Origin of the sequence: Methanosarcina mangrovi (assembly GCF_052057765.1) — an archaeon.
Classification (GTDB): Archaea; Halobacteriota; Methanosarcinia; order Methanosarcinales; family Methanosarcinaceae; genus Methanosarcina.
Map to the genome: position 1 here is coordinate 1,740,497 of NZ_CP195120.1, position 24,076 is coordinate 1,764,572.

Annotated in this window: 26 protein-coding genes; 9 read left to right on the forward strand and 17 right to left on the reverse strand. The window is 43.3% G+C overall.

The window, feature by feature from the left end; genetic code table 11:
- Positions 1-67 precede the first annotated feature (67 nt).
- A complete protein-coding gene (locus ACSAZL_RS07930; protein WP_440948806.1) occupies positions 68-154 on the forward strand; it encodes a hypothetical protein in 87 nt (28 codons plus the stop codon).
- 193 nt (positions 155-347) lie between these two features.
- Here ACSAZL_RS07930 and ACSAZL_RS07935 read toward each other — a convergent pair whose 3' ends face one another.
- The 6 genes from ACSAZL_RS07935 to nifS form a co-directional block, all read right to left on the reverse strand.
- Positions 348-629 (reverse strand): DUF3795 domain-containing protein, encoded by a 282-nt coding sequence (locus ACSAZL_RS07935; protein ID WP_440948152.1) that lies wholly within the window; start codon positions 627-629, stop codon positions 348-350.
- Between the two features lie 502 nt (positions 630-1,131).
- On the reverse strand, positions 1,132-2,745 hold the full coding sequence (metX, locus tag ACSAZL_RS07940) for a homoserine O-acetyltransferase MetX (protein WP_440948153.1): 1,614 nt from the start codon (positions 2,743-2,745) through the stop codon (positions 1,132-1,134).
- Positions 2,746-2,751: 6 nt separating this feature from the next.
- Complete coding sequence (locus tag ACSAZL_RS07945) at positions 2,752-4,077, reverse strand: O-acetylhomoserine aminocarboxypropyltransferase/cysteine synthase family protein (protein ID WP_440948154.1); 1,326 nt, start codon at positions 4,075-4,077, stop codon at positions 2,752-2,754.
- Between the two features lie 267 nt (positions 4,078-4,344).
- Positions 4,345-5,259 (reverse strand): quinolinate synthase NadA, encoded by a 915-nt coding sequence (gene nadA / locus ACSAZL_RS07950; RefSeq protein WP_440948807.1) that lies wholly within the window; start codon positions 5,257-5,259, stop codon positions 4,345-4,347.
- 207 nt (positions 5,260-5,466) lie between these two features.
- Positions 5,467-5,853, reverse strand: coding sequence for a Fe-S cluster assembly scaffold protein NifU (nifU, locus tag ACSAZL_RS07955; protein ID WP_440948155.1), 387 nt, complete (start codon positions 5,851-5,853; stop codon positions 5,467-5,469).
- Between the two features lie 177 nt (positions 5,854-6,030).
- Positions 6,031-7,242 carry a cysteine desulfurase NifS gene (gene nifS, locus ACSAZL_RS07960; RefSeq protein ID WP_440948156.1) on the reverse strand — a complete coding sequence of 404 codons (1,212 nt, stop codon included), beginning with the start codon at positions 7,240-7,242 and terminating at the stop codon, positions 6,031-6,033.
- Positions 7,243-7,440: 198 nt separating this feature from the next.
- On the opposite strand from nifS, the gene ACSAZL_RS07965 reads away from it, so the two are divergent.
- The 3 genes from ACSAZL_RS07965 to cysE all read left to right on the forward strand — a co-directional run bounded on the left by ACSAZL_RS07965 (position 7,441) and on the right by cysE (position 10,355).
- Positions 7,441-7,797 carry a transcriptional regulator gene (locus tag ACSAZL_RS07965; RefSeq protein WP_440948157.1) on the forward strand — a complete coding sequence of 119 codons (357 nt, stop codon included), beginning with the start codon at positions 7,441-7,443 and terminating at the stop codon, positions 7,795-7,797.
- A 535-nt stretch (positions 7,798-8,332) separates the two neighbouring features.
- Positions 8,333-9,259 carry a cysteine synthase A gene (cysK, locus tag ACSAZL_RS07970; RefSeq protein WP_440948808.1) on the forward strand — a complete coding sequence of 309 codons (927 nt, stop codon included), beginning with the start codon at positions 8,333-8,335 and terminating at the stop codon, positions 9,257-9,259.
- Positions 9,260-9,377: 118 nt separating this feature from the next.
- Positions 9,378-10,355, forward strand: a complete 978-nt coding sequence (cysE, locus tag ACSAZL_RS07975) for a serine O-acetyltransferase (protein WP_440948158.1) — start codon at positions 9,378-9,380, stop codon at positions 10,353-10,355.
- 495 nt (positions 10,356-10,850) lie between these two features.
- Here the strand turns inward: cysE and thiE are convergent, their stop codons facing one another.
- From thiE to ACSAZL_RS08010, 7 genes are all read right to left on the reverse strand, one after another.
- Positions 10,851-11,597: a thiamine phosphate synthase gene (gene thiE, locus ACSAZL_RS07980; protein WP_440948159.1), complete on the reverse strand. Its 747-nt coding sequence runs from the start codon at positions 11,595-11,597 to the stop codon at positions 10,851-10,853.
- 127 nt (positions 11,598-11,724) lie between these two features.
- Positions 11,725-12,510: a hydroxyethylthiazole kinase gene (gene thiM, locus ACSAZL_RS07985; RefSeq protein ID WP_440948160.1), complete on the reverse strand. Its 786-nt coding sequence runs from the start codon at positions 12,508-12,510 to the stop codon at positions 11,725-11,727.
- 247 nt (positions 12,511-12,757) lie between these two features.
- Positions 12,758-13,558: a formate dehydrogenase accessory sulfurtransferase FdhD gene (gene fdhD / locus ACSAZL_RS07990; RefSeq protein WP_440948161.1), complete on the reverse strand. Its 801-nt coding sequence runs from the start codon at positions 13,556-13,558 to the stop codon at positions 12,758-12,760.
- A 4-nt stretch (positions 13,559-13,562) separates the two neighbouring features.
- Positions 13,563-14,759, reverse strand: a complete 1,197-nt coding sequence (locus tag ACSAZL_RS07995) for a cysteine desulfurase (protein ID WP_440948162.1) — start codon at positions 14,757-14,759, stop codon at positions 13,563-13,565.
- 338 nt (positions 14,760-15,097) lie between these two features.
- Positions 15,098-15,205, reverse strand: a complete 108-nt coding sequence (locus tag ACSAZL_RS08000) for a hypothetical protein (RefSeq protein ID WP_440948809.1) — start codon at positions 15,203-15,205, stop codon at positions 15,098-15,100.
- Between the two features lie 119 nt (positions 15,206-15,324).
- Positions 15,325-15,576, reverse strand: coding sequence for a PKD domain-containing protein (locus ACSAZL_RS08005; RefSeq protein WP_440948810.1), 252 nt, complete (start codon positions 15,574-15,576; stop codon positions 15,325-15,327).
- 204 nt (positions 15,577-15,780) lie between these two features.
- Positions 15,781-17,004: a hypothetical protein gene (locus ACSAZL_RS08010; protein WP_440948163.1), complete on the reverse strand. Its 1,224-nt coding sequence runs from the start codon at positions 17,002-17,004 to the stop codon at positions 15,781-15,783.
- A gap of 921 nt (positions 17,005-17,925) precedes the next feature.
- Between ACSAZL_RS08010 and ACSAZL_RS08015 the strand changes: the two genes are divergently transcribed.
- Both ACSAZL_RS08015 and ACSAZL_RS08020 read left to right on the forward strand, forming a co-directional pair.
- Positions 17,926-18,483, forward strand: a complete 558-nt coding sequence (locus ACSAZL_RS08015) for a hypothetical protein (protein WP_440948164.1) — start codon at positions 17,926-17,928, stop codon at positions 18,481-18,483.
- 159 nt (positions 18,484-18,642) lie between these two features.
- Positions 18,643-19,218, forward strand: a complete 576-nt coding sequence (locus tag ACSAZL_RS08020; RefSeq protein WP_440948165.1) for a hypothetical protein — start codon at positions 18,643-18,645, stop codon at positions 19,216-19,218.
- A gap of 134 nt (positions 19,219-19,352) precedes the next feature.
- Here the strand turns inward: ACSAZL_RS08020 and ACSAZL_RS08025 are convergent, their stop codons facing one another.
- Positions 19,353-19,526, reverse strand: coding sequence for a hypothetical protein (locus tag ACSAZL_RS08025; RefSeq protein ID WP_440948166.1), 174 nt, complete (start codon positions 19,524-19,526; stop codon positions 19,353-19,355).
- 100 nt (positions 19,527-19,626) lie between these two features.
- Between ACSAZL_RS08025 and ACSAZL_RS08030 the strand changes: the two genes are divergently transcribed.
- Positions 19,627-19,926 carry a hypothetical protein gene (locus tag ACSAZL_RS08030; protein ID WP_440948167.1) on the forward strand — a complete coding sequence of 100 codons (300 nt, stop codon included), beginning with the start codon at positions 19,627-19,629 and terminating at the stop codon, positions 19,924-19,926.
- A 318-nt stretch (positions 19,927-20,244) separates the two neighbouring features.
- Here ACSAZL_RS08030 and ACSAZL_RS08035 read toward each other — a convergent pair whose 3' ends face one another.
- From ACSAZL_RS08035 to ACSAZL_RS08045, 3 genes are all read right to left on the reverse strand, one after another.
- Entirely contained in the window at positions 20,245-20,721 is a 477-nt protein-coding gene (locus tag ACSAZL_RS08035; protein WP_440948168.1) for a hypothetical protein, read from the reverse strand.
- Positions 20,722-20,880: 159 nt separating this feature from the next.
- Complete coding sequence (locus tag ACSAZL_RS08040) at positions 20,881-21,030, reverse strand: hypothetical protein (protein ID WP_440948169.1); 150 nt, start codon at positions 21,028-21,030, stop codon at positions 20,881-20,883.
- 176 nt (positions 21,031-21,206) lie between these two features.
- Positions 21,207-21,548, reverse strand: a complete 342-nt coding sequence (locus ACSAZL_RS08045) for a NifB/NifX family molybdenum-iron cluster-binding protein (protein WP_440948170.1) — start codon at positions 21,546-21,548, stop codon at positions 21,207-21,209.
- Between the two features lie 802 nt (positions 21,549-22,350).
- Between ACSAZL_RS08045 and ACSAZL_RS08050 the strand changes: the two genes are divergently transcribed.
- Both ACSAZL_RS08050 and ACSAZL_RS08055 read left to right on the forward strand, forming a co-directional pair.
- Positions 22,351-23,379, forward strand: a complete 1,029-nt coding sequence (locus ACSAZL_RS08050; protein ID WP_440948171.1) for an inorganic phosphate transporter — start codon at positions 22,351-22,353, stop codon at positions 23,377-23,379.
- A complete protein-coding gene (locus ACSAZL_RS08055) occupies positions 23,376-24,065 on the forward strand; it encodes a TIGR00153 family protein (RefSeq protein ID WP_440948172.1) in 690 nt (229 codons plus the stop codon). Before ACSAZL_RS08050 ends, ACSAZL_RS08055 begins: the two co-directional genes overlap by 4 nt.
- Positions 24,066-24,076 lie beyond the last annotated feature (11 nt).

Below are 24,076 nucleotides of genomic sequence, written 5' to 3' on the forward strand. Positions count from 1 at the left end.
CAATTAAAGGCGAAGCACCTACTCCCGGTATTGGGATTTCGGCGATTCTACCAAGTCAAAACATGCCATGAATGCAACCCATACGTTTACAACGCCAGGAAATTATACAGTCGGTCTAACTATGTTTTATCCCAAAATTATTTCGCTTTTTTAATTTCTTTTATTGCAGTTATATGTCGTATACAGATGACTCACTTTTTACTTCAACTTCAAATTTGTTTCATTTTACATGATCATTCCACAGTACCAAAATGGAATTGGAATTTACCCAACATTTAACCTTTTAAGTCGCCTGCTGTTGCATTGCGTATTGAACTTTAGAATGGTTTTGAATTCTGCTCTGAAGTTCACCTTGATCCTTTCAAAATGGAAAGCCGGTCTTGAATTGATTTTTGATGTTCCTCTTCACTCCATGAAGGGTCCTTTAAAGAAATCCAGAGTTCACAGGGGATTTGAGAACAGTCACCGCAATTTTGATAACCTTTTTCCTCGGCGCATTTGTAAACAGGGCAAATATCAGCGCCAATATACTGAGTCCAGTAAACCTTGCCTTCAAGTGCATCGCAACCGGCACATTCGTCATTCAGATGAGGACATCCGTCACAATTTGCTCCACATACACAAATCATCTTATACCTCCTTAATAAACTTCAGTAAATTATAAGCAAATTTCTACAGTTAAGGTGAGTAAATGATTATGTTATTCAAAATGTTGAGCACATTTAAAAAACCCTTTGAATACCATTACTGTTTTATTCACCTTTACTTCCAAAAGTTTTCAAGCTCATTATGCTTTGCCAAGCAAACTGAAAATATTCTACTATTACAAAAATTACATTTTTTCAGATCAAGATCTCGGAAATATTATCGAAAAAGCAACGAATCAAATTTTTGTACTAGAAACGACACGAGGTAGAGAGTGGAGTTATAAGGAGCAGATTTGAACACCAGGAAAGGAGCAGATTTGAACACCAGGATTTCAAGCCGCGATATCTTATTTAAAAATAAACAGTAGACGCGATCTGTTATTTAATTTTCATTACTCTAAGCCGGTGAGCCTCATTTACATCCTGTATGGCAAGGAAAGCGGAAGATATCATTCCGTCATCCCGGAACAAAATCTCCCTTCAGTTAACCGAACCTGCCGATAAGGGCACTTATGCTTTCGCTTGTAACAATGCCTATTATGCGGTGCTCTGAATCAATGACCGGGAGTGCGGAAATTGAGTAATCCTCCATTATTGAGGACGCTTTTTCAATCCTTTCGTCTTCTGATACGTACCTGACATCCCGTGTTATGATTTCGTCCAGTTCATTGATTTTGCATGCCACTGCTTTTGTGATGTCCCAGGATGTGACTATGCCTTCGAGTTTGCCGTCTTCTGAGATAACCGGCAGGTGGCTTACGCATTCTTTTACCATGAGCTTTGAGGCGTGTTCGATGGTTTCGTCTCTCGAGACCGTATAGAAGTTCCGGTTCATGACATCGCTGACAAGGATATGTGAGAGAAAACTCCTTATCAGGTAGTTCAGCTGTCCTTCTTCAAGCAGGAAGGCGTCATGCCCGTACTGGGACCTGATTTCTTCGTACCTGGCATCAACTCCGTTTGCGGTAAGGGCTGAAACGATCTCCTGAGACTGATAAGGAGGGTAGAGCCAGTCCGAAGAGATGGAAATTACAAGGTATTTTGCAGTAACTCCGGAAAAGCCCTCTATAAGGGAGCCATTTTTTGCAAGGTCAAAGTAGTCCACGGCTTTCGTAATGTACAGGTAGGAATTGGCATCAAAGCGCTTTGTGAAATTATCTCCCTGGTAGTTCAGGTAGCTTTCAACCTGGAAATTAGGGATAAAGTCGTGGGAGAGCTCGGAGGGGATTTCAGGGGAGAGCTCAGATAAATTTGTATCCGCTATGCCCGTCGTGCCTTTAGTACCTGCTTTCGTACCTGATTTATCGGTATCCCGCTGGAGCCTTCCGAACTTCTTCTGCATCGAAGCGTCGCTCAGGTATGTGATATGCCCTATCATACGGGCAAGGGAAAGCCCCCCGGCAGGTATCTTTTTTCCGTAATAGTCTCCGCCGTTCCATTTTGGGTCATCGGTTATGGCTTTCCTGCCGATTGCTCCGAATGCGATTTGCTGCGGAGTTGTGGAGGCTGTGGTCGCTATTGCAATTGCTTTTCTTACCATTTCGGGGTAGCTGACCGTCCACTGGAGTACCTGCATCCCCCCCATGGAACCGCCCGCAACTGCAAAAAGTTGTTTTACTCCGAGCTTCTCTATCAGTTTTTTCTGGGCATCTACCATGTCCTTGACCGTAATTACGGGAAAGGAGATGCCGTAGTGTTTTCCGGTTTCGGGGTCTATGGAGGAAGGGCCTGTAGAGCCTTTACAGCCGCCCAGGATATTTGAGCAGATGACGCAGTATTTTTCAGTGTCAAATGCTTTATTGGAGCCGATTACGATCTCCCACCAGCCCGGTTTTTTGTCACCTTCATGAAACCCGGCAGCGTGGGCATCACCTGTAAGGGCGTGGCAGATCAGGATAACGTTGCTCTTATCGGCATTCATCTTCCCGTACATTTCATACTCTATACTGACGCCGGAAAGAGTTTTTCCGCTCTCAAGGCCGAAGGTCCCCGGGATTTTATAGTTCATCGAGCGGACTATCCCGATGCTCTGACCTTTTTTTTCCGGAAAAAGTTTTTTAGAAGAGTTCACGGAAGAATTCCCGGAAGAAACCGCCATGCTATCTCATACCTCAGAAAGTGCCTGTTCAAGATCGAAAATCAGGTCTTTTTCGTCCTCGATCCCTATGGAAAGCCTGATAAAGTCCTCGGTCACTCCGCATGCTCTCTGCTCTTCTGCCGAAAGCTGTTCATGGGTTGTTGAAGCTGGATGAATTACGAGGCTTTTTGCATCTCCTATGTTTGCAAGGTGGGAAAAGAGCTCAAGGCTTTCGATAAACTTATTTGCCGCCTCTGTCCCGCCTTTGATCCCGAACCCGATTATTGCCCCGTAGCCGGATTTCAGGTATTTCTTTGCAAGCTCATGGCTCCTGTGGGATTCAAGGCCGGGGTAGGAGACCCAGGCAACTTTCGGGTGGGCCTGCAGGAACCTGGCGACTGCAAGTGCATTGTCGCAGTGTTTTTTCATTCTCAGGGGAAGAGTCTCAAGCCCAAGCGTGAACAGGAATGCGTTAAAAGGAGAAAGGCAGGCTCCGATATCCCTCATGAACTGCACCCTTGCTTTTGCAATAAAAGCAGCCTTTCCGAAAGCTTCCTTATATTTCAGCCCGTGGTAGCCGGGGTCGGGGTCGCAGATTTCAGGGAATTTCTCAGGGCTCCAGTCGAAGTTTCCGGAATCGATGATTACTCCCCCTATCGAAGTCCCGTGCCCTCCTATGTATTTCGTTGCCGAGTGTACCACGATGTCTGCCCCGTGTTCTATAGGTCTCAGGATCACCGGAGCTACCGTATTATCCACGACAAGGGGAATTCCTGCCTTATGGGCAATCTCTGCAAGTTTTTCAAAATCGGGGACGTCAAGCTTGGGATTTCCGATTGACTCCACGTACAGGACTTTTGTTTTTGAGGATATAGCCCTTTTGAATTCTTCGGGACTGCCGGAATCTACGAATTTTACGGTCCTTCCGAGTTTGGGAAATGTGTAATTGAAAAGCTCGTAGGTCCCCCCATAGATTTTATCGCCTGAAACGATTTCATCCCCCGGGCCTGTAAAGGTGAGCAGGGCTGTTGTAATTGCAGCCATCCCAGAAGAGGTCGCAAGGGCACCTATCCCTCCCTCAAGGGCGGCGATCCTTTTCTCAAAGACATCGGTTGTGGGGTTCATCAGGCGCGTATAAATATTGCCTTCTTTCCTGAGCCCGAAAAGGTCGGCTGCATGTTCCGTATCATCGAATACATAAGCTGCAGTCTGATAAATCGGAACTGACCTTGCTCCCGTGGCAGGGTCAGGTTTTGCTCCGGCATGTACCGCGAGAGTTGAGATGCCCGGGTTTTCAAGGGCTCTTCTCTTCAACCCCTTTTCTCCAGTTTGGTTTTCATTTTTGTTACCCATTTTATCTTACCTCAAGACCTTATTTTTCAAGTCAGAAGTGAGAATCGAACTCACGTAATTCCGGGTTGCAGCCGGAAGCATAGCCACTCTGCCATTCTGACAAATCCGCTTTTTACATAGATTCACAATTGTGAATCTCTCATCACAATTGTGATTCTTATATAAATAAATATCTGTTTACAGGAAAAAAGATAGCAGGACTGAAAAATAAGAGAGGAGGCTCCTTTCTTCTCTTTAACTTCCTCTCTTTAACTTCCCTCTCTCTTGTTAAGTTCCGCTGACCGCAAGCATCCGGTCAAGAGCCTTTTTTGCTTTCGTCCTCACATGTTCCGGGACTTTGACTTCATATTCCATACTCTGGAAGCTGTTCAGGATGGACTCTAGGGTGACCTTTTTCATATTATAGCAAACAGCCTTTTTTGATACGGGATAGAATTTTTTGTCCGGGTATTTTCGTTTCAGGTTCTGAACAATTTCCTTTTCGGTCCCGATTATAAACTCTGTGGCCTCTGACCTTCCTGCTTCCTTTACAATTCCGGAAGTACTGAGGATATGGGCTGCAAAATTCAGGACTTCAGGTCTGCACTCGGGATGTGCAAGAAATTCCGCTCCAGGATGGAGGTTTTTTAATTCTTCGATGTCCTCTTTCCCTATGTTCTCATGGACATGGCAGAACCCGGGCCAGAGGTGTATTTTTTTGTCGGTATGAAGGGATACAAAGGCTCCAAGGTTTTTGTCCGGGACAAAAATAATCTCCCTGTTCTCAACCGAATTTACCACATTTACTGCATTTGAAGAGGTGCAGCAGATATCCGACTCCGCTTTTACGGCGGCTGAACTGTTCACATAACAGACGACGGCTGCATCCGGGTGCTTTTCTTTTTCTTTCCTGAGAGCCTCCACGGTAACCATGTCCGCCATCGGGCAGCCCGCATCCGGAACCGGCAAAAGGACTAACTTTTTGGGAGAAATAATCGATGCCGACTCTGCCATAAAATGGACGCCTGCAAAAACTATGACATCAGCTTTTGAGTTCACTGCTTCCCTGCAGAGGGAAAGGGAATCCCCAACGAAATCCGCAACTTCCCGTACTTCCCTGCGGGTGTAAAAATGAGCAAGGATTATTGCGTTTCTTTCTTCTTTGAGCTTTTTTATTTCTTCTGCAATTAACCGGTCTTCCATAACAACTCCGTTTTCCATAATAATTCCGTTTTCAAAGTGATTTCATTTTTAAAATAACTTAATTCCCAGAGCGACTTCGTTTTTTAAAGTGATTTCAGCTTAAAAGTAATTTTTTTCTGCAATAATTTCGTTTTTTAAAGTGGCTTCCTTTTCTAAAGTGATCTGATTTTCAAAATGAATCCATTTCTCAAATCAGCCGAGACTCATTCAGTCCCAGGGTTCAAGCCCTTTTTTCTGCAGATAGTCGTTGATCGCCTCATGGATTGCCTCTTCCGCAAGCATTGAACAGTGCATTTTTATCGGAGGGAGCCCGTCAAGTGCCTCTGCAACTGCTTTATTCGAAAGTTCCCAGGCTTCTTTCAGGGTTTTTCCTTTGATAAGTTCGGTTGCCATGCTGCTTGACGCAATTGCAGCCCCGCACCCGAAGGTCTGGAACTTCACGTCCACAATCCTGTCTCCCTCAACCTTTAGAAAGATCTTCATTATGTCTCCGCACTTTGCGTTCCCTACTTCTCCTACTCCATCACAGTCCTCAATATTTCCCATGTTCCTCGGGTTTGAAAAATGGTCCATCACTTTAGCGCTGTAATCCATGAATTTTCCTCTTGTACTGTTTTTGATTTTCAGATTTCCAAAACTGTTTACTTATCGGATTCCTTTTTGCTTATATATCCCTTAATTTTTGTTTAAATATTCCCGAATTTTCGTTTAAATAACCCTTAATTTTCATTCCAATATTCCTTAATTTTTTTGTTCAAGCATTCCGGTTATTCAAACATCCCTGTATTCCTGAGGGGTCAATGGCGACATATTCCTGAGCTTCTGGACAATCTCGGGGACGACCTCAAGTACCCTATCCACATCTTCCAGGGTATTCATCCTTCCGAGGCTCAACCTCAGGGAACCGTGTACGATTTCATGCGGGACTCCGCAGGCTGTAAGCACGTGCGAGGGTTCAAGAGAAGTGGAGTTACATGCGCTTCCCGTTGATGCAAAAATTCCCTTTGCGTTCAGGAGCAGCAGGAGCGACTCTCCCTCGATGTATTCGAAAGTGACATTTACGTTGTTTGCAAGCCTTTCTGTTGGGTGCCCGTTCAGGTGGGTTTTCGGGATCTGCAGGAGGCCTTTAATCAGGCGTTCTCTCTTTTCCAGCAGGGACTTATTCGTTTCTTCCATTTCGCCTGTTGCGAGCTCTATAGCTTTTCCGAGGCCCACGATGGAGGGCACGTTTTCGGTGCCTGCCCTGCGTTTCCTTTCCTGAGCCCCTCCATGGAGAAGAGCTTCGATTTTTGTCCCTTTCCTTATATAAAGTGCTCCGCAGCCCTTTGGCCCTTCGAACTTATGGCCTGAAAGGGACAGGAGGTCGATATTCATTTTCCTGACGTCTACAGGGATGTGCCCGATCGCCTGCACGGCGTCCGTATGGAAATATATCCTGTTCTCCCTTGCGATTTTTCCGATTTCTTCGACGGGCTGAATTGTCCCGATTTCATTGTTTGCAAGCATTATGGAAATGAGAATCGTATCGTCCCTGACTGCATTCTTCAGATCTTCCGGTGAAACCATTCCGTATCGGTCAACCGGAAGATATGTTACCTCAAACCCCTGCCCTTCGAGCCAGGCACAGGCATGCAGGACTGCATGGTGTTCTATCGAGCTTGTGATTATGTGTTTTCCTCTGTTTTTGTTTGCAAAGGCTACCCCCTTTACTGCCCAGTTATCGGACTCGGTGCCTCCGGATGTGAAATAGATTTCATTATCTTCAGCCCCTATGGCATCTGCGACCCTTTTTCTTGCTTTTTCTACCGCATGTTTTGAGGTTTTCCCGAGCTCATAGATGGAAGAAGGGTTTCCGAAGTTTTCGGTCAGGTAGGGGAGCATTTCCTCAACCGCTTCTTTCCTTACGGGAGTCGTAGCAGAGTTGTCCATGTAAATGGTTCTGTTTTCAATTATCACATCTACACCTTCACAATTGTGATTCATATTAACAATTGTGACTATTTAAGTTTTATCCTGAAAAATATCCTGCCAGAAAAAGCCAAACCTCTTAAATTTAGCAGTTGCCCTGAAATTATTGCTTCGCGGGGAGATCTTATTATTATTTTTGATAATGATAATAAATATATATGTACATGGGTTATATTTGTTCTCAATTGTAAAACCTCAATAAGTGATGATAATATGGAAACTCCGTGTCAGAAGATTGTGTGGGATCTGGTCCCCGCAATAAGGGCCAGTCTTGCAATCGAACTTGTAAAAAAAGGACAGTCGCAGGCAGCTTCCGCAAAGCTGCTGGGGATTGCCCCGTCGGCAGTTTCCCAGTATATTTCGGGGAAAAGGGGATACAGGATCGAGTTCCAGGGTGAGACGAAAGAATTGATCGAAAAACTTGCCCAGGACTTAATCGACAACAAAGTTGACGACTTTGTCCCAAGGATCTGCAAGATCTGTACAAGTGCAAGAGGAATTGGAGGCAGCTGCAGTAGCACCTGTGTTTCCGAAGAACCGACAGTTGAAGAGAAGAAAACTAAAAAGTGAACTGAAAAAGAAGAATGGACTGAAAAAAAGTGAATTGAAAAAGAGAAGTGAACTGAAAAAGAGAAGTGAACTGAAAAAGAGAAGTAAACTGAAAAAGAAAAGTAAACTGAAAAAGAAAAGTAAACTGAAAGAAATGAGTATCCTGTTTTTGAATAAGTTCACTTTAATTAGTCTGTTTTGTAAGTCTATTCATGAGTCTATTTAATCAATCCATTTTATCAGTCTATTTAATCAATCTATTTAATCAGTCTATTTAATCAGTCTATTTAATCAGTCTATTTTTAAACTTTCATCTCGGTCCGGCACCCATTGTACTGACTTCGGGCGCCTTTTTTATTTCTGCTTTTTCCTTTGCAGTTCATTGAAGTATACTGCCTGCTCGATAACTTTATATCTGAGGTCATATATAATTCACAATTGTGAATTTTCCTGCACACTCCTTTTATCAGTTTATGATTGAAGGATTAATTCAGGCAGGCATGGACTGCGGAGAACGGCAAATTTCAGGAAAATGGTAAATGAAACGGTGAAAAAGATGGGGCAAATCTACTCAAACATAACCTGGACAATCGGAAACACCCCCCTTGTCCGCTTAAACCGCATCACAAAGGATCTGCATGCGGATGTGCTGGTTAAACTGGAATCCTTTAACCCGATGGGGAGCGTGAAGGACAGGATCGGACTGGCAATGCTCGAAGAAGCCGAACGTGCGGGAAAAATCAAAGAGGGCACCACTATTATCGAACCCACAAGCGGGAACACCGGCATTGCTCTTGCAGGAGTGTGTGCTGCCCGTGGCTACAAGCTCATCCTTGTAATGCCCGAGACAATGACTGTAGAACGAAGAAAACTGCTGAAAGCTCTGGGAGCAGAACTCATCCTGACCCCCGGATCCGAAGGGATGAAAGGTGCAGTCAACAAAGCAGAGCAGATGGCAGCAGCAGATCCTGCTCTCTACTATTTACCCCAGCAATTCCAGAACCCTGCAAATCCTGAAATTCACCGGAGGACAACTGCTGAAGAAATATGGAAAGATACGGACGGCAAGGCGGATGTGATTGTAGCAGGCGTGGGAACGGGAGGGACAATTACAGGTGTTGCCGGTGTTCTCAAAAAAAGGAAACCCAATTTCAAGGCAATTGCAGTAGAGCCCGCAGAATCCCCGGTTCTCAGCGGTGGAAAACCGGGCCCGCACAGGATTCAGGGAATCGGGGCAGGCTTCATTCCTTATGTGCTTCAGCTCGACCTTGTTGATGAAATTATCAAAGTAAACGCAGAAGATGCCATTGCCACGGCCAGGAGGCTGGCAAGGGAAGAAGGCATCCTTGCAGGCATATCATCAGGAGCGGCTGCATACGCAGCCTTGCAGGTAGCATCCCGAGAAGAGATGAGCGGAAAGATGATTATTGTCATCCTTCCTGACACGGGAGAGCGTTATCTGAGCACCGACCTGTTTGACTGATCTGTTTGACTGATCTGTTTGGCTTAGATATTGACTGAGCTACTTGACTGAGATATTGTCTGATTTACTTGACTGAACTATTTGACCGATCTACTTACAACCATACTGGAAGATTCAAATGGGAATCAGGGAAGATATAAAAACAGTTTTCGAAAAAGACCCTGCAGCAAGGTCAACACTCGAGGTGCTTTGCTGCTATCCGGGCCTGCATGCTATCTGGATGCACCGAGTAGCGCACTCGCTCTGGAACAAAGACCTCTTGTTTCTTGCCCGTTTGACATCTCATATCTCAAGGGCGCTCACTGGCGTTGAAATTCATCCGGGAGCAAAGCTGGGGAAGCGAGTATTTATTGACCACGGATCAGGAGTGGTAATCGGAGAAACTGCCGAAGTAGGGGATGACGTCCTCATATACATGGGAGTCGTACTCGGAGGGACAGCCCTTGAGAAGAAAAAGCGACACCCCACTGTTGAAAATGACGCGGTTCTCGGCTCAGGGGCAATCGTACTCGGACCGATTACGATAGGAAGAGGGGCAAAAGTAGGTGCCGGTTCGGTTGTGGTTCGGTCAGTTCCACCCGAAGCCACCGTAGTCGGAGTCCCTGCCAGGATTGCAGGAACGCCACAGCCTTCCGCACCTTCAGAGCAGCTGGATCACAATAAGCTACCGGACCCCGTGCTTACCGTAATAAGTCAGGTGCTTGACCGCATGAGCAGGTTAGAGGAACGGTTACAGGCTCATGAAATAGCAGCAACCGCTCCCGTGCCAGTAGCCGTTATGACCTCAGAAAAAACCCCGCTCAAAAAAGACGAGCAGATTTATTCCCTGCTAAAGGACGTGATCGATCCTGCAGTTGGAGTAGATATCGTCAACCTGGGCTTTGTCAAGGAAGTCATCGTGAACGGGACAGATGTGGATGTAAACCTTGTATTGACAACAAGTGCCTGTCCTATGATCGAATACTTTAAAAATCAGGTAAAGAGAAAGGTCCTGAGCATTAACGGGATAGAAAACGTTACTGTCAATATCCTTGACGAGCCCTGGAAATGGGATAGGACCAGCAGGCAGGCGTCCATCAAGCCTGCCATAAAATAAGTTTGAGTAACCTTAGTCGGGCTACCGAGTCGGGCTACCCTGGTTTAGCTCCCCGAGTTGCGCTTCCCGAATTTCGCTTCGGGAGGTACGCAGTCTTTTTCGCTGCGCTCAAGCAGACCAACTTAAAAACAATGGTAAAGTAAATAGAGGCAGGAGAGCGGGCTTTTCCAAAAAGACAAAAAAAGAGAAGGAATGAGTAGAAAATTTTATAAAGCGAAAACTATCGATGAAGTCGGTAAGACACTAACAGAAACGAACAAATTAAATTCTACTGGAAAATACTTTTTTGAGCCTCTTTTTCTGCTTTTTGGGTAGGGCCGCCAGACAAGCTGGCGGAGGCGTTCTATATTATGGGAATTTGAAACATGAGGCTTCTTCGGGTCAAAAAAGGTATTTTATCTGCTGACAGGCGGGATCCAGTAGTCCTGCACGGCGTTGAAGAGAAAAATTGAAGATTCAAGTTCCAGAAGACCCGGGAATATATCAACCGGCTGATTATTGTCGGCTTGAGTTTTTTACTTCCCGAATAATATCAATAAACTCTCTTGTTTCCCTTTTTACATCGTCACTGCAAACAACTGCAGAAATTGCAACAAGGCTATCAGCCCCATTTTCAACCACGGATATGCAGTTTTCCTTGTTTATTCCGCCAATGGCGACTACCGGGATTTTTATTGCATTTTTAACTTCCCTTATGCTGGCAGGGCCTATCCCCTTGCCTGCATCTTTTTTTGTTGAGGTATCAAAGATGGAGCCCAGACCTACATAGTCTGCACCGCTTTTCTCGGCTTCGATTGCTTCTCCGACATTGTGGACGGTGATGCCGATTATCTTTTCCGGGCCCAGGAGTTTTTTTGCGATTTCAATAGGCATGTCGTCCTGGCCTATGTGAACTCCGTCCGCATCAACTGCCAGAGCAACGTCAATTCGGTCATTTACAAGAAATATTGCTCTATCACCGCAAATACTCTTGATTTCAGATGCTTCGTCGACCATTTCTTTCGTGCTCTTGTTTTTTTCCCGGTACTGAACAATCTTGCAGCCTGCTTCAACTGCTTCTTTTACGTCGGGTAAAGTCCCTTTCTTTGAGAGTCCGGAGTCGGTTACAAGGTAATAGTCGATCTCTTTTAAAAGCGAAATTTTCCGGGGGAGATTTCTCGGATTGGAATTTTTCGGATTGGAATTTCTCGGATTGGAATTTCTCGGATCGAAATTTTTCGGATTGGGGTTTTTCTGGTCCATAATGCTTCAGCCCGTTTAGCGTGCGTGTTTCAAAAGTAATTCGAAGCCGGCTGGTAAAAGTAATTGGGAGCCAACCGGTAAATTGTTATGTTGCGATCAAACCCTGTGGAAGTCCCATTTTTCAATTTCATCTTTCTTCGACAGTCTCCCTACTCCTTACTTTCTCATCTGACAGGTTGAACACTTCGTCATAGAGGTGGACCTTAAAACTTCCGGGCCCGTTGGATTTTGCAGCTGCAAGTTCTCCTGCAACTCCGAAGTAACATAAAGCATCTCTTGCAGCATCACAGTAATCCCGATTAACAGCAGCAAATAAACCGATTATGGAGGCAGCCATGCAGCCGGTCCCTACAATTGACCCCATCAGCTCATGCCCGTTTTTTACGATAAAGGTCCTGTTTCCGTCACTTATGATGTCTTCTTTTCCTGTCATTACCACGATGTAAGGTCCGGATTTTGCGAATGCTTTTGCAACTTTTGCGGGGTCGGCATTAATTGAGGTTGCTTCAACTCCTTTTGTTTCGGCATTTTCGCCTGCAAGTTTTGCAATTTCGGAGTAATTGCCTTTGATGATGTCAATATGGACCGAAGCAAGGATTTTTGCAGCCATTTCATCCCTGAATTTCGTAGCCCCGACGCCGACCGCATCAAGCACCACCGGGATATTTTTTTCGTTTGCAGCGGTAGCGGAAAACAGCATGGAATCTATGATTTCGGATGTCAGGGTTCCGATATTGAGTACAAGAGCCGACGAGATCTTTGTCATGTCAGCACATTCTTCAGGGGCATGTGCCATTACAGGAAGTGCACCGAAAGCTCTTGTCATATTGGCGCAGTCGTAAATAGTTACCCAGTTGGTGATATGATGAATCAGGGGTTTTGTTTCCCTTATTGTTTTTAGTGGCTCGTTCATCAGTATTCCTCAATAGACGTTTTAAATTGTACGCGGTTTATATGCATCAGAAAGCCCTGCGTTTGGAGAATTAGCAGGACTCTTAGTTAAGCGTTAGGCTTCATAATAAGCATTAGGATTCGTAATAAGATTAGGATTCGTAATAAGCATTAGGATTCGTAATAAGCATTGGTAATATAAGCACCAGGAGAACTGAGATTTACAGTTAAGCACGCAGGACCCTTACTAAAGCATTAAGGACTCATGGTTAAAAACGCTCCTCATTTTTGATCCTTTCCGTGCCTGTGTAGATGTTCATTTTCCGGCTCCGGACAAAACCAATAATGGTAAGCTCTGACTGCTCCCCCATACTTATGGCAAGCGTGGTGGTCGCACCTCGGGATGCGATAACAGGGATATTGGCCATAAGACATTTCCTTACCATCTCCGAAGAAAGTCTTCCCGAACAGGTCACGATTGTTCTGGAGAAGTCAACACCGTGTTTCAGTCCATAACCTATTACCTTGTCAAAGGCGTTGTGCCTGCCGATATCTTCTATTATGCAGATCTTCCCATCCAGCCCGAAAAGTCCTACGATATGTATGCCGCCTGTTCTGGTATGAAGGTCCGAGACCAGCGTTTCTTTCATGATATCCTTTATTGTTGAGACATCAGTGACCAGATCCGACTGGATTTTCGGAAGCCTGTCAGCGTCCACGTATGAGGTATCTCCGCCGCATCCCGAAAGAACGGTTTTGCCCGAAAGCATAATCGAAAACGGATCTTTTGTCAGTACACTGGCACTCAATGTATCTGTACCTTTTTCTTTTCGGTTTTCTTCTATACGCAATGATTCGATATCTTCCGGTTTTTTGATGATCCTTTCTGTGTATAAAAACCCTGTTACAAATTCTTCAAGCATTGTAGGACTCACCATTGCGGTCAGAGCATGGCGCCCGTTAACAAAAACCGCAAGAGGCACTTCCATTACGACATCATGCGATGACGGGACCATTGACCCGTTATCATATTTTATACAGGAAACCGTGCTGTACATCCTTATACCCAACTCCTTACACCATACGAGCGATTTCCTCGACTGTTTCAATAAGCAGGTCGACTTCTTCCAGAGTATTATATAAATAAAGGCTTGCCCTCACAGTACCGTTTTCAAGCCCCAGATGCCTCATTAATGGGATGCAGCAGTGGTCTCCCGAACGGACCAGAATCGCTGCCCTTTCGTCAAGCAGGTAAGCTATCTCATGAGGATGGATCTTGCCTATGTTAAAAGAGATAACTCCGATCCTGTTTTTCAGGTCCTCTGGCCCGTAAACAGTGACATTATCTATCCCTGAAAGCCCTGCGAGAAAACGTTCGGTTAGCTTCTGTTCGTGCCTGAATATAGCATCCATTCCCAGGCTTTCAAGATATTTCACTGCCTGTCCCAGCCCGATCGCTCCGGATATATTCGGTGTGCCAGCTTCATAGCGCTTATAACCAGCTGCAAGGGAATATCCTTCGACAGTGTCACCTTCAGCATCTATATCATCAATCATGCCTCCTCCTACCATAAACGGAGAAATAACCGCATCCTTCATCCACAGCACACCTGTACCGGTCGGTCCCAGCATCTTATGCCCTGAAAAACACAGAAAGTCACATCCCATGTCCTGAGCATTCACTGAAAAATGAGGTACGGACTGTGCCCCGTCAACCAGAAAGTGCGCTCCGCGCTCTTTGCAGATAGCAGCGATCTCCCTGACAGGCTGAACGGTCCCGAGTACATTTGAAACATGGCTGACCGCAACCAGTTTTGTATCAACAGTAACTGCCTCATCGAAAGACCTTGCAGCAAAGATGCCCCCCGGACCCGGCTGGAGAATTACGACCTCAACACCTTTCTGGCGCAACCTGAGCCAGGGAAGCAGGTTGGAGTGATGCTCTGCTATTGTTGTAACTACCCGGTCTCCGGGCTGCCAGTCCAGTCCGGCTGCAACCATGTTGATGGCTTCCGTAGTGTTCCTGGTAAAGACTGTTGTGCCCTCTTTTCCGCCAACGAAACTGCTGACCGAATCATGTGCGTCCTGATACCTCTGAGTTGCAACCCTTGTGAGCCTGTGCATCCCCCTGCCCACGTTAGCGCGGTAATGCCGGTCGTACTCGTTCATGGAAGCTATGACAGGCTCGGGGATAAGGCTGGTCGCAGCACTGTCCATGTAATGGAGGTACCGGGGTATCTGGAAATCTTCCATGCAATCTTCAATTTTCATAACATTTCATCCATGCTGCCGCTTCTGTATCCTTTAAGGTTGGAGCAGTTTGGGAAAAAACCACGAAGTAGGTCTCCCATCCATGAAAATCGCTTGATCATGCATTATGTAAATGTTCTTTTTGCATGGATATATACCGACCGTTTATACTGACCATTTATACCGATCGTCTACGATGACAGTTGATTATTCTGTTTGCCAGCCCCAGAGACTTCGAATATTCAACCGATTTCACAATTGTGAATACGCTGAGGAGAGCACTTATCGGTAAAATACTTTTTGTCCCAAAAACGAATTCACTCCGGTTCGTACGACAAAGATCGAGAGAATAAACGGGTTTAGTGGCCCAGGTCCGAAAGCACCGCTGAAAGATTAGAGAAAGCGGTTGATTTTCCTATTCCACCTTTTCCGTAGAAACACTGGCAGAAGGATAGAAAAAAGGACAGATATTAAAAATGAATTAATGGGTGGATCTGCCTATCTGTCAGGAACTCCGGCACCGCCACTATGCTACCGTAACTGCTTCTTCCACTACTTTTATGCTGGAATTCTTTTTTCATTGAACTTATATTACACCTATTGTAGCTAACTTTGAATCCATACCATTTACATTGCTTACTGTCAGACAGACTGTATAGTTTCCAGCTGATAAATAAGTATGAATCGGGTTCTGTCCGTCTGAAATATCTCCATCCCCGAAGTCCCAGTACCATGAATTCGGTGTCCCTTCACTGGTATCAGTGAAGCAATCCCCACATGTACCATTGAAAAAAGTCTGACAGATTTCTGATTTAGTTTTGCAACATATATTATTTATTTGGTATTATAAAATATATGTATATGTGCATAATTTTTGGTTGATAAGTAATCTGTCTTAAAAGCTAGAAAAGGGAAAATAATCAGTAGCAGAAGAGAAAGAGTTGAGAGTCAGCAAAGATAGTAACCTGCTGACCCCCCGGTGAAAGAAACCGAACCGTACTGCTGGTGATAGAATACTGAAACCGCTGGTAACAGTTAGAGCTTATCCAGTACCGGTGTCATTCCTCCTTAGCTGGTAAAAGTGGTACTCATATGGTTCCCAGGTATCTTTGATGGTCCCATCGGTAACGGTCACGGTCCTGTTCTCCCACAGGACATCATACGTTCCACCCGGCACGCCGGTAATTGTAGCATTATTTTCCGTACAATCTGCTTCAGTAAAATCAAGCATGCTCGATGATGCAACCAATTTTCTACCGTCCGCATCAGTAAATATGTAAGCCGTAACCGCATCGATTCTCCCTCCCGGGTCCGAAGTTATACCTGTTCTGCCGCTGGTTACGTTTGTTGCCAGAAGTGTCCGGTTTCCTTCCATAATCCAGGGCCAGATCTGTTCATATTTTGGCTTAAAGCTAGCCCAGCCTGTATAGCTCGGAGTATTTTCTGCGTATTTGTAAGCGTATGAGAAAACACCCTGCGCTCCGCCCAAAATTCCCATCACAATCTGACTTTCATGACGGTCAGCCACCTTTTTCGCAGTGCTCAAATCCGGGTCGGAAGCATTCACCTCGATAGCCTGACCAAAGGCTTCTGCTGTTACGTATACTGTTTTTCCTGCATTTTTCCAGTCAGGGGCATTGGCAATAAGATTCCCGTATACCCAGGCGTGCGGGCGTTCAGGATGAAATTTCGTGTAGGTAGTGAAATAACTAACATCCAGGCCCGGAATAAATTCTTCGTCATCAAGTCCGGTCTCCATATCCCCTAAATAATCTCCGGCAACAGCATTGGGGAAATATTGCTTCATAGCTGTGTACATTGCGATAAGCGTTGCAGGATTTCCTTCCTCGTCAGGGAAATAGACCCCAGAGAAATCATCATCAGTAACACCCATATCCCTGACATCTTTCCAGAAACTTTCCGAAGCCATTTGCGGGCCGCTAGTGGCTGCCAGATATTTCGAAATTCCCAGTTCTTTGCCTCTATTAATGTTATCAACAAACTGCTGTGGCGTTATGGAAGTCCTCCATCCGAGGTGGACAAGCGTAGCGTTATCCGTTAAAAATTGGGTGCCTGTCTCCCATCCCATCATCCCGTATGCCGGAGCTGTACCACGCGGATACGGAAATTCATTACTGGCCGATGAGCCGTTATCCGAAGCGTTTTGTTCACCGGATGCCAGTGCAGCAAATGAACCGATGATTAAAAAACAAAGCAGGACTGTTGAAGTCAAAAATGTTAAGGATAAGTTATCCTTAGTTTTCATCTATTACCATCCCCCATTTCCCCTTCTGGTTGTGAATATGAAGTTATCCCGTGATTATTATAAAATCAGAGGATATTTATAATTACAGGTGCGTGCTCTAGAGATTAGAGTTTTTTTAGAAAAGTTAAAAATGGAAAGTTAGAAAAACCGTCCATTCCTTAATTTTCGGTTAATATTGTTTACAAAATGAGTATTGTTTACAAAATGAGTTTAGTACTTCCCGGTGTTTTTAGGTTCTCAGCTAAGTGTATTCACCGGAGCAGATTCGCTTTAAATTATGAAAACGTAAACATCCGGTACATTAAACACTAAAACTCCGGCAGAGATATTGTTTTATGTGTGTACGGATAATTCAAATTATTATATTAGAGGTGTTTCGAATGTATTGTTCTTATCTCATAACAGTGAATCCAAATTCCGATAACGAATCCTACACATGCAAAGTTGCCCCGAAAAAGGGTAAGTTACCTGCCGAAGTGATATCAAAGTACTGCAAAGGTGATTACCAAGAATGCCAAAGATTTTCATATCGTTCACGTTTGATGGGTAATAAAAGGATTTAGGTTCCTATCGCCTTTAACCTGACTGTTTTTCTGTTTTTGTATCTTTTCTTCTTTGTTTTTTGTGGATTTGTCTGGAAAAAATATCAAAAGTTATGGGGATGGTATCCCTCAAAAAGCAGATTAAGTATTTCATTCAATATGCGAAGATTGTCGAGACATATCAAAGGCTATGAGCTAAGATACTTTTACAAAGGGGTTCGTGGGTTCGAATCCCACCCCTCACACTAATTTTTTGGGATATGGTAACTTGAATTTTTTGTACGCTAATGCAGAGATAATGCACAACATTTTAAAAATTAAAGTATTCAACAGATCACAGAATTTATAACTATAGATGAAATATTGTCATAGATATGACATGTGTTACACGGAGATAATCAAGAAACTGTCCTCACAGGGTGTATCGTTTTCAAAAGGCCTGGATGAACAGGAATTCAATAATATCGAACAGTTTTATGACATACGTTTTCCACCGGACCTTAAGGATTTTTTGAGAACGGCTCTCCCTGTCTCTAAAGGATTCTATAATTGGAGAAACTTCAGTGAAGATAACGTCAATTCAATTAAAAAGATGTTGAGCTGGCCTCTTGAAGGCATGATCTTTGACATTGAACACAATAATTTTTGGTATGAAGGGTGGGGGCTAAAACCTAACAATCAGTTGGAAGCCATTGCACTTTGTAGAAAAGAGATGGAAAAGGTACCTAAGCTCATTCCCATATTTATGCACAGATATATCTCCTCAGAACCAGAAGAGAAGGGTAATCCTGTATTTTCAGTTTACCAAACAGACAATATTTATTATGGCGAAGACCTGCTTACTTACCTAAAAATTGAGTTCAGCATGAAAAGGCATGAGGAAATAGACTATACAAAAGTTAAACATATTCGGTTTTGGAGTGAAATCACAGGATGACAGTTGATGGTCACTTAGTGCTTCAAGAAACTGAAAATCGGGGCTATTTTCCTAAAATTCTAAGGACGTTAAAAATCGATAACAAAATCATAAAGCAAAAAAGCGACAAAAATATTTCAAGCGACAGAAATTTTTCCACAATAAGAAAGCAGAAATCAAATGGTAAAGTGTGGCTGTAATATGAGAAGCATTTATTTTCACGAAGATGATTACTGTCAATTAGAAATACTGCCTGTTCAGAACTATAATTATTGCAAAAAAGAAATAAATAATATTCTTAATTTTAGTGAAGAGCACAAAGCTGATAACGGTATTGGTTGGACAGATATGTATGTTAGAGATGAAAATCCAACTACCTTAACCGAACTCCGCATATCTGTTAGCAAACTTTGTTCTTCTCTACAAAACATTTCTTGCAAGTTTGATATTGTTTATACAGGATACGGCAGTCATAGAGAAGTATGTCAGAATACTCTGGCATATGGTGATAGTGATGATGTAGTTATATTTTTTGACTCTGACAAAGAAAAGAGCATTATAAAAAATATGTGGTTGACATTAGATGTACATGATGAACACCATAAGGAATCCGCACAAAAGATATTCTGTACATTATCAAAATTTAGTGATTTTATATTAGTTGATTGGAGCTGGGGATTTATATCGGAATTGAGTAGCACAATTCGTTTAGAGAATTATCTTAACGAAAGAATCAAATGTTTCAGTTCTTATTGACACAATTTAAAGTGTTACTTTTCTGTAAAGTTATGAATAATCTTACAACTCCTATTGATTCCGTTTTACGATTTTACTGTAAAATTTACATTTTTTACAATTTTACCATTTTTACAGTAAAAACATACACATTTTTACTTTTGGCCCGAAACCGATACTTCCCATTTATTCACTCTTTTCAGAACATGAGCATTAAGAGTAAAAGGCTTCTCAGCCTTTGCATTCTGTTTCATGTCGTGCAGTGTACCTTTTGAGAATCCCATTTCCTTCCATTCCGTATAAGCAATTGGAAGATTCTTCCTGGTCACAGTAAGTATTAATTTCAGAGTTTAATGTGCTTTCTCTCACATACTTGAAATGTTATTAATAAAAATAAATTATTTAGGTCGTTAAAACGTTTGATAACATATGACAGAAAATTTACAGAAAGAATTGAAAGAAATCATAGTAGCAATCTCTGTAATAGTAGGAACAATGGTAATATATCATGTTCTTGCAATTCAGACAAACATACTGTCCAGTTTCTTCAAATATCTCCCTTATGTACTGAGACCGCCTTTTGTCCTGTTTTCTTCAGGAATTCTTGCAGCAATAATGTATAGATTATTCACCAAAAACACTGCAAAAATATTACTTATCAGCATGATCACAATTGTATTATGGATCTACTGGTTCTCTGCTATCTACCCTGCATTAATCTATGATTAACAACAAAGAGCATGTGTACCAGGCCAAACATAATTTCTTTTAACTGTATATATTTTTAACCAGCACGTTCCATGTCTTCATCAACCTTCCCACATTTCTAACCTTTCCAGAACATGAGCGTTAAGGGTAAACGGTTTATCTGATTTGGCATTCTGTTTCATATAATACAAAATGCCTTTAAAAAACCCCAGTTTCTTCCAATTAACATAAGAAATGTTAAGGATTTTTTGCCTTATTTCTTGAGAATTAATTCTCTCAGTTTCATACTCAGGCCTAACGAAATCCAGTTCATTTCATGTTTTAACTTCATATATATTTTTAATTCTCTTGGAAATTTCTTTCAACTTCTTTTCTTTCCTTTCCGGCAGCGATAGTATCCATGATCCAGGCCACAACAAAAGCAACGAATCCATTTGACAAAAGTGCAACTGCCAAATAGAAATAATATGATTTCCTCGAATCGCATCTCCTGTTCAAATAATCAAGTCCCAGTGCAAAGAAAAATGTCCATGATGGTATTAAGAATAGATGTATCACTGAGTCCTGATGGTGCTTAATGTAGTCTAGAAATATAAATGCCATGTAGTATAGAGGTACGATTGTGTTTCTCTGAATTTCAATTCCCAAATTATGTCTCTTATTTAGATAATTAAGTCCCCATTCAAAGAAAAATACCCATAATGCTGATAAGACAATAAAAATCCATGTGTATCGGGGGTATTCAGTGACAATGTAGTTTCCGATTAAAAACCCCATGTAATGTAGAGCCAAGATCATGTTTCTCTGGATTTGCATTACGACCACAGATAAAATTAATTACTTTCTAACTCATAAAATATATAAAAAAAGACAAATCTATAAAAACAGGATTTATAATTTATTTAGTCTCTTTAACCCAGACTTTTTACTCCCTACTGTTACCTATAATGGGAATTCAGCAAGGAGCCAGGAAAATCACGAAATTGACACCTTGTTTACAGGCTTGCTGTTTATCACGTGGTTGGCAAACTCAGGGTCGGCTAACATGCCCCTGCCAATAGCAGCAAAATCCACATAATCATTTTCAATTAAAAAGGCGTACCTGTTCTTCCGTGCGGATTTCATCGACTGCTATAAAGGGAATATTTACTTCTTTTTGATCTTACATCCACTATAGGTTGCAGGACTGCCCATGAAACCTTCCGGAACCAGGCGTGATGAAGATTTCATGCAAAATAAAATGTGCATTAAAGATGGAAATTCGTGACTCTCTGTTTAGACTCTCTGTTTAGACTCTCTGTTTATTCCCCGATAGAGAGATTACTTAAAGCTTCATCAATCAAATATGGAGCTTCTATTGGTTCGATCCCTTTTTTCCTTAATTCTTCCTGCGGTCGGCTTCCTATTCTGGCGCAAAGTAAAGCCTTGCAGTCCGAAATCACAGAAATTGTTTTATTCAAAACCTCCTCCGGATTCCCGTAATCCGCCGAGCCGCATAGAGGTGTGCACTCTCTTACTTCCAGGAATTGGATTTTGCCCCCGCCGATCTCAAATATAAAAAAGCGGGATGCTTTTCCAAAATGCTGATTGATAACCTTTCCGTCAGTTGAAATAACAGCGACTTTCACTTCTTTCATCTCCATTTTAGCCTGTTTACGGCTACATAAAAATTGATTTTTTTGTAATCGCACGCGGCTTTATTATTTATTATATACATTAGTAAAATATGTGTGCAGAGAATAGTCAGAATTCGTAGTCAGAACTTGTAGTCAGGCATTAAGCACTCATAATTAAAAATAACCTTAATATAATTAAAAATGCCCCTTATATAATTTGAACTTACGCAGTTGCCCGCTTTGCAGGTAACTTTTGAATTTTCTCAATTTTTAAACCAGGGTATGGATCGGATTTCTTAGAAATTGATTAACAGCATTTCTTGTAATGCTCCGCTTTGTTCAAACCATGCAATAACGGTTTCTATTCTTTGCATTTCAAATCTGGGAATGCCCTTGTTGTCATCACAATATGTGCTCTCCGGACACTATTTCTCCTCGCCTTACGGCGTTCCATTCCACAATACACTTCCTGTAAAAAATAGAATTTCCTTCCGAGGTACCAGCTGCTTAAATCGAACTCAAGTGCTGACATTGTAAATTGGCTCACTGAAGGTTAGACTGCTTATAGAGAGATTTCCGCAATCGAAAAGAGAAATAAGAATATATTAAAAATAGGCATATATAGATCTATAGATTATATAGAGTACTCTAAAATATATGGAAAGCATAAAATATAATGAAATTGTCTGGAATACCATAAGAGACATTGATGAGACATGGATTTAGGAGAACACGTTGAGACTCCGTAAATCAAGCATGAAGTGGAATAAATCAAAAAATCGTCACAATTATAACAGTTTTGGAGTTTAAAATCTCGGAGTAAGGAAAAATGGATTTACTTGTCATAGCAATCATCCTTGCAGGCTTATATATGGCCTGGAACATAGGGGCAAACGACCTCGCAAATGCTATGGGGACTTCGGTAGGGACGGGAGCCCTGACAATCAGGCAGGTCATCGTCATTGCCGCTGTGTTCGAATTCCTGGGTGCCGTGTTCTTCGGAAAACGGGTAACCTCAACAATTGCGAAGGGAATCGTTCCTATTGATATGATCAGCAGCATTCACCCGGATATCGTGGTGCTGGGGATGCTGGCTGCAATTCTTGCCGCAAGTTTCTGGGTAACTCTCGCAACTTTTTATAACCTCCCGGTTTCAACCAGCCATTCTATTGTTGGTTCGGTACTCGGCTTCGGGCTGGTTGCAGCTTATAATGGTACCATCTCTTTTTCTGACATCCACTGGGGAGAACTCACGAGAATTATTGCCAGCTGGTTTATATCTCCAGCTCTTGGAGCTGTTCTTGCGTTTCTGATCTTTACTATAATAAGGAGCCTTTACCTGCACAGAGCATCGGATCTGCCTGGCGTCGAGAAAAAATTCATATTCTTACAGCTCATAACTGCCTGTTATATCGCATTTGCGCATGGGTCAAATGATGTCGCAAACGCTGTAGGGCCTCTCTCTGCCGCACTTAACGTGATGGGGGTAACAGGAACCGAAATCCCGATCTGGGTGCTTGTAATGGGCGGTCTCGGCATGGTAATAGGTATGGCAACCTGGGGCTATAAAGTGGTTGAAACCATAGGGTCAAAGATCACGGAACTCACCCCGACGCGCGGCTTTTCCGCACAGTTTGCAACCGCGTCGGTTGTCCTGCTCCACAGTTACAGTTCCCTTCCGATATCAACCACACACACCCTTGTAGGTTCGGTAATCGGCGTGGGGCTTGCAGGAGGTATTGCAGCCGTTGACCTTGGCGTAATCTGGAGGATTATTTCTTCCTGGATAGCAACAGTCCCCATAGCTGCCCTGACATCGGCAATAATCTTTGTGGGGCTCGAGGTGATCTTTTTATGAAAGACTACATCCGTTCCGTGCTCGACGTGGTCGCAGAATCTCCCTTCGTCCCCCTTGAAATGCACGCCAGAAAAGGGGTGCTTGCCGTCGAGAAACTCGCTGAAGCAATGGAAGCTTACTGCAACGGAGATCAGGCGCTTCTTGATGAGCGTACTGAAGAAATCGATATTCTGGAACATGACGCTGATAAAATCAAACAGAAAATCAGGGCCAGTATACCCTCCTCCGTCAGGCTGCCGGTGAACAAGAAAGACCTCCTTTCTTTCCTCAAGCAGCAGGACTCTATCGCTGACTTTGCCCAGGCTTCAGCCTACTGGATGACCCTGCGTCCCTGCAAAAACCTCCCTGATGAAATCAAGGAAGGTTTTCTGGAACTCATGGCAACCTCCCTGAAAACTGCCAGGGTATATGACCAGCTTGTGGGCGAGCTTTACAAGCTTCTTGCCACTTCTTTCAGCAAAGAAGAAATCAAAGAGACCATGCAGATCGTCCCTGAGGTCGAAAAGCTGGAACACGATGTGGACGTACTTGAGACAGCCCTCTTAAAAAAGATCTTCGAACACGAAGACGAGATCGGAGGGGCAGGCGTCTGCCACCTTATGGGGCTTGTTGAAAGGGTAGGAGGCATTGCCGATAAGTCCGCAAGCGCAGCCGATCGCCTGCGTTCCATGATCCTCAGAAGGTAAACCTTCATTTT

Bases quoted from the DNA above. Each gene is read 5' to 3' on its own strand.
- thiM (WP_440948160.1), bottom strand. From the start codon at position 12,510: ATGAACGAGCCACTAAAAACAATAAGGGAAACAAAACCCCTGATTCAT.
- ACSAZL_RS07945 (WP_440948154.1), bottom strand. From the start codon at position 4,077: ATGGGTAACAAAAATGAAAACCAAACTGGAGAAAAGGGGTTGAAGAGA.
- thiE (WP_440948159.1), bottom strand. From the start codon at position 11,597: ATGGACCAGAAAAACCCCAATCCGAAAAATTTCGATCCGAGAAATTCC.
- ACSAZL_RS08040 (WP_440948169.1), bottom strand. From the start codon at position 21,030: ATGAAATCCGCACGGAAGAACAGGTACGCCTTTTTAATTGAAAATGAT.
- ACSAZL_RS08010 (WP_440948163.1), bottom strand. From the start codon at position 17,004: ATGAAAACTAAGGATAACTTATCCTTAACATTTTTGACTTCAACAGTC.
- metX (WP_440948153.1), bottom strand. From the start codon at position 2,745: ATGGCGGTTTCTTCCGGGAATTCTTCCGTGAACTCTTCTAAAAAACTT.
- nifS (WP_440948156.1), bottom strand. From the start codon at position 7,242: ATGAATCACAATTGTGAAGGTGTAGATGTGATAATTGAAAACAGAACC.
- ACSAZL_RS07965 (WP_440948157.1), top strand. From the start codon at position 7,441: ATGGAAACTCCGTGTCAGAAGATTGTGTGGGATCTGGTCCCCGCAATA.
- ACSAZL_RS07935 (WP_440948152.1), bottom strand. From the start codon at position 629: ATGATTTGTGTATGTGGAGCAAATTGTGACGGATGTCCTCATCTGAAT.
- ACSAZL_RS08015 (WP_440948164.1), top strand. From the start codon at position 17,926: ATGTGTTACACGGAGATAATCAAGAAACTGTCCTCACAGGGTGTATCG.
- ACSAZL_RS08050 (WP_440948171.1), top strand. From the start codon at position 22,351: ATGGATTTACTTGTCATAGCAATCATCCTTGCAGGCTTATATATGGCC.
- ACSAZL_RS07995 (WP_440948162.1), bottom strand. From the start codon at position 14,759: ATGAAAATTGAAGATTGCATGGAAGATTTCCAGATACCCCGGTACCTC.
- nadA (WP_440948807.1), bottom strand. From the start codon at position 5,259: ATGGAAGACCGGTTAATTGCAGAAGAAATAAAAAAGCTCAAAGAAGAA.
- ACSAZL_RS08045 (WP_440948170.1), bottom strand. From the start codon at position 21,548: ATGGAGATGAAAGAAGTGAAAGTCGCTGTTATTTCAACTGACGGAAAG.
- nifU (WP_440948155.1), bottom strand. From the start codon at position 5,853: ATGGATTACAGCGCTAAAGTGATGGACCATTTTTCAAACCCGAGGAAC.
- ACSAZL_RS08035 (WP_440948168.1), bottom strand. From the start codon at position 20,721: ATGCAAATCCAGAGAAACATGATCTTGGCTCTACATTACATGGGGTTT.
- ACSAZL_RS07930 (WP_440948806.1), top strand. From the start codon at position 68: ATGAATGCAACCCATACGTTTACAACGCCAGGAAATTATACAGTCGGT.
- ACSAZL_RS08030 (WP_440948167.1), top strand. From the start codon at position 19,627: ATGACAGAAAATTTACAGAAAGAATTGAAAGAAATCATAGTAGCAATC.
- ACSAZL_RS08055 (WP_440948172.1), top strand. From the start codon at position 23,376: ATGAAAGACTACATCCGTTCCGTGCTCGACGTGGTCGCAGAATCTCCC.
- cysE (WP_440948158.1), top strand. From the start codon at position 9,378: ATGGGAATCAGGGAAGATATAAAAACAGTTTTCGAAAAAGACCCTGCA.
- cysK (WP_440948808.1), top strand. From the start codon at position 8,333: ATGGGGCAAATCTACTCAAACATAACCTGGACAATCGGAAACACCCCC.
- ACSAZL_RS08020 (WP_440948165.1), top strand. From the start codon at position 18,643: ATGGTAAAGTGTGGCTGTAATATGAGAAGCATTTATTTTCACGAAGAT.